The organism is Bacillus sp. 01N42_2 (assembly GCF_056399565.1).
In genome coordinates this window covers 1-10642 of sequence record NZ_JBFTRO010000017.1, presented here as the reverse complement: position 1 = coordinate 10642, position 10642 = coordinate 1, and the positions used below count along the sequence as shown (strand labels likewise).

General features: G+C 50.1%; 2 protein-coding genes. Both read right to left on the bottom strand.

Annotated features, from left to right (window positions below):
- The coding region (locus AC1DN5_RS18890) for an amino acid adenylation domain-containing protein (RefSeq protein WP_476982777.1) at nucleotides 1-6198 on the bottom strand (6198 nt) is incomplete at its 3' end.
- A gap of 25 nt (nucleotides 6199-6223) precedes the next feature.
- Nucleotides 6224-10642, bottom strand: a 4419-nt coding sequence (locus tag AC1DN5_RS18885) for an amino acid adenylation domain-containing protein (protein WP_476982776.1), incomplete at its 5' end; no start/stop codon positions are given.

The window sequence follows — 10642 nt, the reverse complement described above, 5'->3', positions numbered from 1 at the left end:
AGCGAGCTCTTCCACCGTCGGCCGGGCGAAGATGTCCTGTAACGGCACCTGAACGCCGAACTCCTTGGCGATGCGGGAGACGAGAGCCGTCGCTTTTAACGAATGGCCGCCCCGCTCAAAAAAGTGATCCCGGATGCCGACGGGGCCGTTTTTCAGCACTTCTTCCCAAAGGGCGCAAAGCTTCATTTCCGTGACGTTTCGCGGTGCGGTGTACGCCTGTCTGCCTGCCGCTCCGTCAGGAGCCGGCAGCGCGCGGCGGTCAAGCTTTCCGCTCGGTGTGACCGGCCACTCGCTCATTTCTATAAACTGAGCCGGCACCATGTAGGCCGGAAGGCGTGTCGCAAGCTCCGCCCGCACGTCATCGCTTCCCCGTCCTTCGATATAGGCGTAAAGCGCGGTTTCGCCGTGTTCAGTCCGGGCGGTGACTGCCGCCTCACGAATGCCGTCAATGCGCCGGAGAGCAGCTTCGATCTCTCCCGGTTCAATCCGGTAACCGCGGACTTTCACCTGTCCGTCTGAACGGCCGAGCCATTCGACTAGCCCGTCTTCTGTCCAGCGTGCGATATCGCCCGTCTGATACATGCGCTCTCCCGGATAAAACGGATCATCGAGAAAACGTTCAGCCGTCAGTTCAGGCCGGTTCAAATAGCCCCGGGCCACCCCTGTCCCCGCGATGTACAGCTCTCCGATACATCCCGGCGGGAGAAGCCGTTTCTTTTGATTTAAAACATACAGCCGCATGTTATGTCCTGGAATGCCGATCGGAACATTATGAAATTCACTTCCTCGCCGTAAATCAAAGTACGAGGCTTCCACAGTCGCTTCTGTCGGTCCGTAGGAATTTGTCAATTCCGTTTTCGGCAGAAGGTCATAAAAACGGGAAACCAGGTGCGGGCCCAATTGTTCCCCGCCGGCAAAAACCCTTTTTAAGCTGGTCTTTTTGACGGACTGTTTTCTGGAATTTATATATTCCAAGAAAGCATGAAGCATGGAAGGCACAAAATGGGCCGCCGTTATGCGGTTATTCTCCAGTGCGTTCAGTATTATTTCAGGGTCTTTCTCGCCGCCTTGCGGAAGAAGGAAAACAGAAGCTCCCGCGATCGGCCACCAAAACAGCTCCCAAATCGAAGCATCGAAAGAGTATGATGTTTTATGCAAAATGATGTCAGAATCACTTAATCTATAACGCGTTTGCAGCGAGTATAAAAAGTTTACAGCTGACTGATGTTCAACCTGCACGCCTTTTGGGCGTCCGGTAGAACCGGATGTGTAGATAATATAAGCCAATGAATCGGGTTTTACGGGAACATTCGGGTTGGCCGCGGCTTCCGGGTTTCCTGTTTGCCCGCTTTTCAGCGATATGATCTCTCCGTCAAAAAGATCTGCGGCCGAAAGTTCCGGTTCCGCAAGTAAGAATCTTACGCCGCTGTCTTTCAGTAAAAAGCGAATCCGCTCTTTCGGGTAATCGGGATCAATCGGCAGATATGCACCGCCTGCTTTTAAGATGGCGTAAATGCCGATCAGCATGTCAGGAGAACGCCGGCCCATGATGGCGGTTTTATCCTCCAGCCTTATCCCCCGCTTTATCAGCTGGTGCGCAAGCTCATTTGCCCTTTCGTTCAGCTCTTGATACGTAATCGAAATGTCGTCAGTTAAAATTGCCGGACGGTCCGGCGTTTTCTCCGCCCGCTGTTCCAACAGAGCATGAAGAGGCTGCTCAAGCGGAAACGCTGTTTTCTGCAAGGGGCTGAAATCATGAAGCAGGGACATTTCTTCTTTTTCTGATAAGACGGAAATATCGTCTAATTCCAATCCTGGATCAGCAGCGGCGTTTTCGGCAAGTGTCGCAAAAAATCCCGCCCATTTTTGAATCGTTTTTCTCTCAAACAAATCGGTACTGTATTCAAACTGGCAGTACAATTCCCCAGCATTTTCCGAGATGTACAGTGACATATCAAATTTAGAAATCGGCAGGCTGATGTCTGCCGGCTGCAGTTCAAGCCCGTCTGCCCTAAGCTTTTGCTGTTCCATGTTCTGCAGCGCAAATGTTGTATCGAACAGCGGATTTCTGGACATATCCCGCGGCACACCGAGCTTATCGACGAGTTCCTCCAACGGATAATCCTGATGTTCGTAGGCCTCAAGCGCTGTTTGACGAATCTCCTGCAAATAATCTTTAAATGTCTTGCTTCCTGCGGGGCGCGTCCTGACTGCAAGTGTATTGACAAACATGCCCAGAACGCTATCGAGATCGGCATGAGGCCTTCCCGCAATCGGAGACCCGATAATCATATCTTCCTGTCCGCTTAAACGGGCTAACAGAACGGTGTACACACCGAGCAGTGTCATATAAAGTGTGCATTTGTTTTCTTTCGCCAGCTTTTTCAACTGTGCCGTATGTTTTTCGCTGATGACAAATGACACCCGGTCACCGGAAAAGCTCCGCACCGGCGGACGCGGCTTATCAGCCGGCAATTCAAGTACGGGAAGCACCCCGGCAAGACGGTTCAGCCAGTACTCCTCTTGTTTTTTGTATGCGGCGCCGGCCATGAATGATTGCTGCCAAACGGCATAATCTTTGTATTGAATCCGTAACGGAGGCAGACTTCTCCCAGCATACAGTTCACTGAATTCACGTATCAAAAGGTTGACGGATACGCCGTCTGAAATAATATGATGCATGTCAGCTAAAAGCAGGTGCCGGTCTTTTTCAATTTGGACAAATCCGGCCCGGAAAAGAGGCGCTTTGCCGAGGTCAAACGGCCGGATAAACGCTTCAGCTGATTGTTCTTGTGTAAATGCAAACGGAACCTCGTCATGAATCCTCTGCACCGGCCGGCCGTCTTTTTCTTCAAAGGACGTTCTTAGCGGTTCATGCCGCCGGATCAGTTCCTTGAACACGGCTTCTATCCTGTTTGGGTCAAACGGCCCCTTCACCTCTAAAACGGCTGGAATGTTATAGCTGACTCCTCCATTTTCAAGCTGGTGAAGGACGTACATCCGTTTTTGGGCGGATGAGACAGGATAGGTTTCTTTCGTTTCTGTTTTTTCTATAGAGGCGAACGGATTCTCTTCTGCTTCGCTGATGATATTGGCGAGTTCTTCTACGGTCGGATGGCTGAAGACATCGCTCAGCGGAATTTGCACGCTGCACTCTTTGGCTATTTTTGCCACGAGCGCCGTCGCCTTTAATGAATGGCCGCCAAGCTCGAAAAAGTGATCGTGAACACCGATCGGGCCGCTCTGAAGCACTTCTTCCCATATCCGGGTCAGTTTCAGCTCCGTCACATTCCGGGGAGCCGTGTATTGACGGCCTGCGGCGTACCCCGAAGCTTCCGGAAGGGCACGCTGGTCGACTTTTCCGTTTGCAGTGAGCGGAATCGCGTCAACAAAAGCCCATTTAACCGGAATCATATAATCAGGCAGCTCTTTCGCCAAATCGCTCCGCAGCTGAGAAGGATCAGTTGCTTGTGAGACGCTGCAGTAGGCGCATAATTCATTTTCGCCCGACTCATTCGTTTGAATCAGCACGGCAGCTTCTTTCACGGCATGATGATTTGCCAGAACGGTTTCAATTTCTTTCGGTTCAATCCGGTACCCTCTGATCTTCACTTGATCATCTGTCCGGCCGATGTATTCAATTTGGCCGTCCGCACGCAGTCTTGCCAAATCTCCGGTACGGTACATGACGGCACCCTTTCTGAACGGATCCGGCAAAAATTTCTCTTCGGTCAGCGCCGGATTGTTCACATAGCCTCTTCCTGTATTCGCTCCGGAAATATACAATTCTCCAGCAATTCCGAGAGGCTGAAGCTGTCTGTTTTTGCTGAAAATATACATTTTGTTATGATGGATCGGTTTCCCGATCGGCGGATGTTCAGGTATGTCATCTCCCGGAGAAATCGTATACGTTGAAACCACATGGGTTTCTGACGGCCCGTAATGATTATGCAAATGCATACCGTGTAAACGGAGCGTCTGCCTGAACAACCGCGAGACGGTCAGCTGCTCTCCGGCCGTAATGACATGCTTCACACAGCGGGGAAAAGACTGTGCATAATCATCTTCATTGAAAAGCATTTTGACAAAGGCAGTCGGGAAAAATACCACTTCCGCTTTATGCTGATCGATAAACGAATACAGCTGAGAAACATCTCGTTTGATTGATTCCGGCACGATACAAAGAGTGCCGCCGCTCAAGAGTACTGAAAATAACTCCTGGTAGCAGACGTCAAATGCCACAGATGCGTACTGCAGCACATTTGTGCAAAAATCAATGTCTGTGTTCGTCAATTGGTCAGAAAGCAGGTTGGCCATATTTTTATGTTCGAGCAGCACACCCTTCGGTTTCCCTGTCGTTCCGGATGTATAAATCATATAAAGCAGATCGTCCGCTGTATTAATGGATTGCACATTGCTTCCGTCCGCTTCTGTCCCGGCTTCTTCTATGTATGTAACTTGCAGCGTTTGTTCCGAGGGAACTGTCTGATGCCGCTCTGTTACAACATGGACGCAGCCGCTGTTTTCAATGATATAGCGGATACGCTCCTTTGGACTGCCGGGATCTATCGGGACAAAGGCGCCGCCCGCTTTTAAAATACCGAGAACGGCCGCCGCTAAAGAAGAGGAACGGCCGAGCATGACGCCTACCGGCTCCCCCCGCTTTAACCCGCGTTTTTGCAGAAGGCGGGCCAGCTTATTAGCCGATTCGTTCAGCTCTTTGTACGTCACTGACTCGCCTTCATACTTGATCGCGATTTGATCCGGCGTTTGTGCGGCCTGCCGTTCAAACATCGCATGAATTGTGTCATATTCAGGCTTTTCGGTTTCTTCAGAAATTGGAGCAAGCAGCTGCTCTTTTTCCTCAGGAGTTATGATTACAAGGTTATCCGGCGTGATATCAGGTTTGTCGAGAATCTGGGAAACAATATGTGTCAAATGACCTTTGATATTTTCGATAAATTGGCGGTCATACACGCTTGAATCGTATCTCATTTTCAAATGAATCTCGTCACCCGGCGCCACCATAAGATAAAAACTGTAATTGGTTTCGTCTTCCATGCTGAAATCATGGATGTGGAAAAGATCTTTCGTATCCCCCTCGCTGTTCAGCACGTCAAGCTCCTGTTCAACCGGATAATTCTCAAAGACGAGAATATGGTCAATTAAGCCTTGTTTTACTTGTGAATTCGCTTGTATGTCATAAAGCGGATGGTAGCTGTACGCCTGCCCTTTCAAAACGTCCTTTTGCACGTTTTTGATCAGTTTTTGAAACGGGATGTCCGCTCCGCTGATCCGGACAGGGACGGTGTTAATGAACAGGCCGATCATTCGCTCGATGCCTTCAATTTCAGACGGCCTTCCGGAGATGACAGAACCAAAAACCGCATCCTCTGTCTGATTGTACGCCTGGAGCAAAATGCCCCAGAGCGTGTGGAAAATGGTGCTCAGTGTGACCTCTTCTTTCACGGCCAGCTCTTTCAGCTTGGCTGTGTCTCCTTTTGAAAAGGAAAACGTCACTTCCTCCTGTCTGCTGCCGCCGGCTTTTTTCTGTTTCGGCAGAACAGTCTGCTGCTCAAAGCCTTCAAGGTATCGCTCCCAGTACGAAGCGGCTTTTTCTTTATCTTGCTCCATCAGCCACTTGATATAGGTCCCGTACGGCACAGCAGGGTCAAGTGTTAACGGTGTTCGGCGGAGCCGCGAGGCGTATATCTGGAAGAACTCTTTCAGCACGATTCCGAGACACCAGCCATCCATAATGATGTGATGGAAGCTCCATATGCACGTGTATTCACGTTCTCCGGTTTGCAGCAGCGTCACCCGCATCAGCATGTCCTTTTGCAGATGAAATCCTTTCTCACGGTCTCTTCGTTTGGCTTCTTCGATATATTTTGTTTGATCAGCCTTGTTTAAATTGGTGAGGTTTTCCTCAATGATGCTGACGTTCCGCTCTTTTAATACGACCTGCTGCGGAACGGACACGTTCTGGCTGATAAAGATCGTTCTGAAAATATCATGTCTTTCGAAAAGAACATGGACGCTCTCTTCAAACACGCGGGTGTCAACCTTCCCCGTGATTGAAAAGGAGGCCTGTTCAGCGTAAGCCTGTGATTCCTTTTGCAGGAGGGAATGAAAAAGCATTCCTTCCTGCATATAAGACAGCGGATAAATATCCTGAATTGCATTCTTTTTTGTCATGTTATGATCTCCCCGTCGCCTTTTTCTACAGTTCCTCGACAAAACTCGCTATGCTGTCCAAATCATCAGATGTTAACGTTTTGCTGCTAAAATCACTAACGGTTTTTTCTGATTCTTCTTTGCCGGTGCAGTGCGCCATAATATCACGCAAATATTGTTGTAAGGTTTGCAGCAGCTGTTCCATCGTTTCTTTGCGAAAGCGGCTCGGCGGATAGCTCAAACTGAAGTGAAGCTTGTGCTGTGCAGCCATCGCGCTCATTTCCACCGCTTGTTCCCGCTGCCATGTCGGCGTAATGTCGTGCCCGCTCGCAAGACCGGATAAACTGAACGTGTGCTGATCTTCTGTATCATTGAATTGTCCTAAATAGTTAAAGCTGATTTCAGGCGCTTGTCCGAACCGAATTGTTTTTTGCTCAGGCGGTGTCATATATTTTAAAATGCCGTAGCCTATTCCTTTATCCGGTATTCTTCCGAGTGTGTCTTTTACTGTTTTTACCGCCGTCCCAAGTTCTGAACCGGCTGTATTCAAGTCAATGAGCACCGGATACATGGAAGTAAACCAGCCTACGGTGCGGCTGATGTCAAGCTCCGGCATGATATGCTCCCTTCCGTGCCCTTCCATCGCGATGCGGAGTCTGCCTCCTGTCCAGTCCCGTAAAGCCAAGGATGCCGCAGTCAGAAGAATATCCTGCGTATCGGTATGGTAGGCCCGGTTGACCTGCTGCAGCAAAACGGACGTTTCTTCTTCTGAAAGTGTAAAGCTTACCGTTTGCCGAATGCTGTCGGCTCCCGTCTGATGCAGCGGTTTTTCATAAGGAAGCCCGGCGGCGGTTTCTTCTTCAATAAAACGCCAATAGTCTTCTTCACGCATCAGCTTGCTGCTTTTTGCATATTCTGAAAGCCTTTCTGCGTACTGCTTAAAGGAATCAGTCTTTGGCGGAAGCTGAACCGGCTGACCTTTTACGGCTTGAGTATAAGCGGCTGATAAATCCTCCAGCAAAATACGCCATGACACTCCGTCAACCGCCAAGTGATGGATGGTAATGAATAAATAATCCCCAGACCGGGTTTTGAACCAGCCGGCTTTTAATAGCGGCCCTCTTTCAATGTCCATCCGCTGTTGGAGTGTTGCCACTTCAGTTTCTATTTCTCTTTCCCATAAATCCGTTTCAGACAGATCCCATATATCCAAGCTGTACAGTTCATCCTTTTGGATGCCTTGATTGATTTGTCTGAGACTTCCGTTTTCTACACTGACGGTGATCCGGAGTGCATCATGATGAATGACGAGATGCTGCAAAGCTTCTTTGAGCGGCTGTTTACGCAAGGCGTCCGAGCTGAACATCATGACGGACTGATTGAAATGATTTCTGTTTTCCATCCGCTGTGATAAAAACCAGTGCTGAACGGGGGTCCAAGGAATACCTCCTTCAACCGGCCGCTGATCGATGACTCTTTCCGCTTTCCGGATAAGAGGCGCGAGTTCCTTAATGGTCGGATGGCGGAACAAGTCACTTGCCGCCATTTTCCACCCATAGCGTCCGAGCCGCGCGGAAACTTGCAGCGCTTTGATTGAATCGCCGCCCAATTCAAAAAATGAGTCTTCAATTCCGACTTGCTTTGCGCCGAGCACTTCCTGCCAGATCGCGGAAAGCTGTTCTTCAAGCTCATTGCGGGGAGCTGTGTATGCGGTTTGAAGCGCGAGCTCCGGTTCAGGCAGATTTTTCCGATCCAATTTACCGTTCGGCGTAAGCGGCAGCCTCTCAAGCTCCATCATATAGGACGGGACCATGTAATTCGGCAGGCGCTGAGAAAGTAAAGAACGCACTGTTTCTATGTTCATGTCCGCCTGCAGGCTCATGTATGCGATCAGTTCTTTATTGCCGGACTGTCCGGTTCTGACTGACACTGCGGCTTCTTTCACGCCGTCCAAGCTCCTCAGAGCGGCTTCAATTTCTCCCAGCTCCACCCGATAACCGCGGATTTTCACTTGATCATCCATTCGGCCGGCATACTCGATCGTTCCGTCCGGCAGCCAGCGGGCTAAATCTCCGGTGCGGTACATTCGTTCTCCGGGAACAAATGGATTAGGGACAAATTTTTCTTCCGTCAGCTCAGGACGTCCGAAATATCCTCTTGCCACACCGTCTCCGCCCGTGCATAATTCGCCGATGACGCCGATCGGCTGCGGTGTTCCCCTGCCGTTTATAATATACGCGGTTGAATTTCCGACAGGGCGCCCGATCGGGATCGAATGATCGTATGATTGTTCAATCAAAAAGCATGTCGAGAACGTTGTGTTTTCCGTCGGTCCGTATCCATTCCATACTGCAAGATGCGGCAGTGCTCCCCGAACCCGGTTGACATGGCTTGGGGACAGTGCTTCTCCGCCGATAATCAATCGTGATAATCCCGAAAACACATGTTCATTTTGTTCGGATAAATGGTTAAACAGAGACGATGTAAGCCAAAGTGTCGTTATACCGTTTTGCTGTATAAATGTCTCCAAAACATCAGAATCGAGATAGGTTTCCTGGTCACTTACATATAGAGAAGCACCGTTTAAAAGCGGGCCGAATATCTCAAATGTCGTGACGTCAAATCCTAATGATGAAGTAAACAACAGTCTGTCTTTCGGCGTGAAATCAATATAATTGCTATTTTTCACAAGGCGGATCACGCTTCGCTGTTCAACCATGACGCCTTTTGGCGCACCCGTTGACCCGGACGTATAAATCATATAGGCCAATGATTCGGGTCCGCCGAGCGGTTCGGGATTTTCCGAACTCAAGCCGGCCTTTGTTTGAATATCCTCTATGAATAAACGTTTTCCTGAAAGCGGCAGACCGTCAACTTTATCAGATTGAAGGAGAATATCAGCTTTGCAGTCTTTAAGCATCCATTCAGCCCGTTCCCACGGCACATCGTCACCGATAGGCAAGTAGGCGCCACCCGCTTTTAATATTCCGAGAATACCGGAAACAAGCTCTGTTGTGCGGCCGGTTAATAGTGCGACCACACTTTCCGGACCGGCGCCATTTGATCGGAGCGCCGCAGCAATTCTGTTAGCCCGTTCGTTCAGCTCTCTGTATGTCAAGATTTGTCCGCGATATACAACTGCCTGGGCATCAGGTGTTTCTTCCGCCTGCCGCTCAAATAAACGGCTGATGGTTTCGTGTTTGGGATAATCGCTTTTAGTCTGATTAAATTGATAAATGACGCGATTTGTTTCAGCATCATCCAGCACGTGAATGTCACCAAGCGGTATTGTTCGGTCTTCAATCACTTTCGTAAGAATACGGGTAAAATAAGAAAGCCATTTTTCGATTGTCTGTTTTTGATAGATATCTGCATTGAATTCAAAATCAAAGCTGATGGTGCCGTCAGACCCTTCTGCCGCATAAAGCGTGGCATCAAATTTTGCTGTTTTATGGCCGGTATCCGCAGCTTGAGTCAAATGCAGCTCATTTAAAACCAAGGATTCATGCTCCATATTCTGGAGCACAAACATCACGTCAAACAGCGGATTGCGGCTTGTGTCCCGCTGCACGCCGAGCCGTTCCACAAGCTCTTCAAACGGATAGTCCTGATGTTCATACGCTTCCAGTGCGGCCTGGCGGACTTCCGCCAAATAATCGGTAAACCGTTTGTCCCCCTTCGGCTCCGTTCTGATGGCGAGTGTATTGACGAACATCCCGAGAATCGGTTCAAGGTCTTTGTGCGGGCGCCCGGCAATCGGCGAGCCGACGATGATATCTTCCTGTCCGCTCAATCGCGCGAGCAGCGTATTGTACGCGGCGAGAAGCACCATATACAAAGTGGAGCCGTGATCGCGGGCGATGCGGTGAAGGCCGGATGCCGTTTCAGCGTCAAGCGTGCACGATACGTTCCCGCCCGCAAAGCTTCTGACAGCCGGACGAGGCTTGTCAGCCGGAAGCTCAAGCACCGGAAGCTCACCTTCCAGCCGCTTCAGCCAATACGCTTCCTGCTTCTGATATCCTTCCTTCTCCTGAAACGACCGCTGCCAGACGGCATAGTCTTTATATTGAAGGCGCATCGGCGCAAGCGAGCGCCCTGCGTACAGCTCGCCGAATTCTTTAATCAAGGTGTTGACGGACACACCATCGGAAATAATGTGATGCATATCCGTTAATAAAAGATGGCGTTCGTCCGATTCTTTCACGAGAGCCGCGCGGAAGAGCGGCGCTTCCTCCAGACAAAACGGCCGGACGAATGCGTCAGCTGACTCGGCTTCATCCAGCTGAAACGGCACGCTGTCATGGATGCGCTGCACCGGTTCGCCGTCATGCCCCGTTTCAAAGGACGTTCTGAGCGACTCATGCCGCTCGACAAGCTGCCGGAACGTCTCCTCCAGCCGGCCGCGGTCAAGCGGGCCCGTCAGTTCCAGCACAGCCGGCATATTGTAGCCGACACCGCCGTCTTC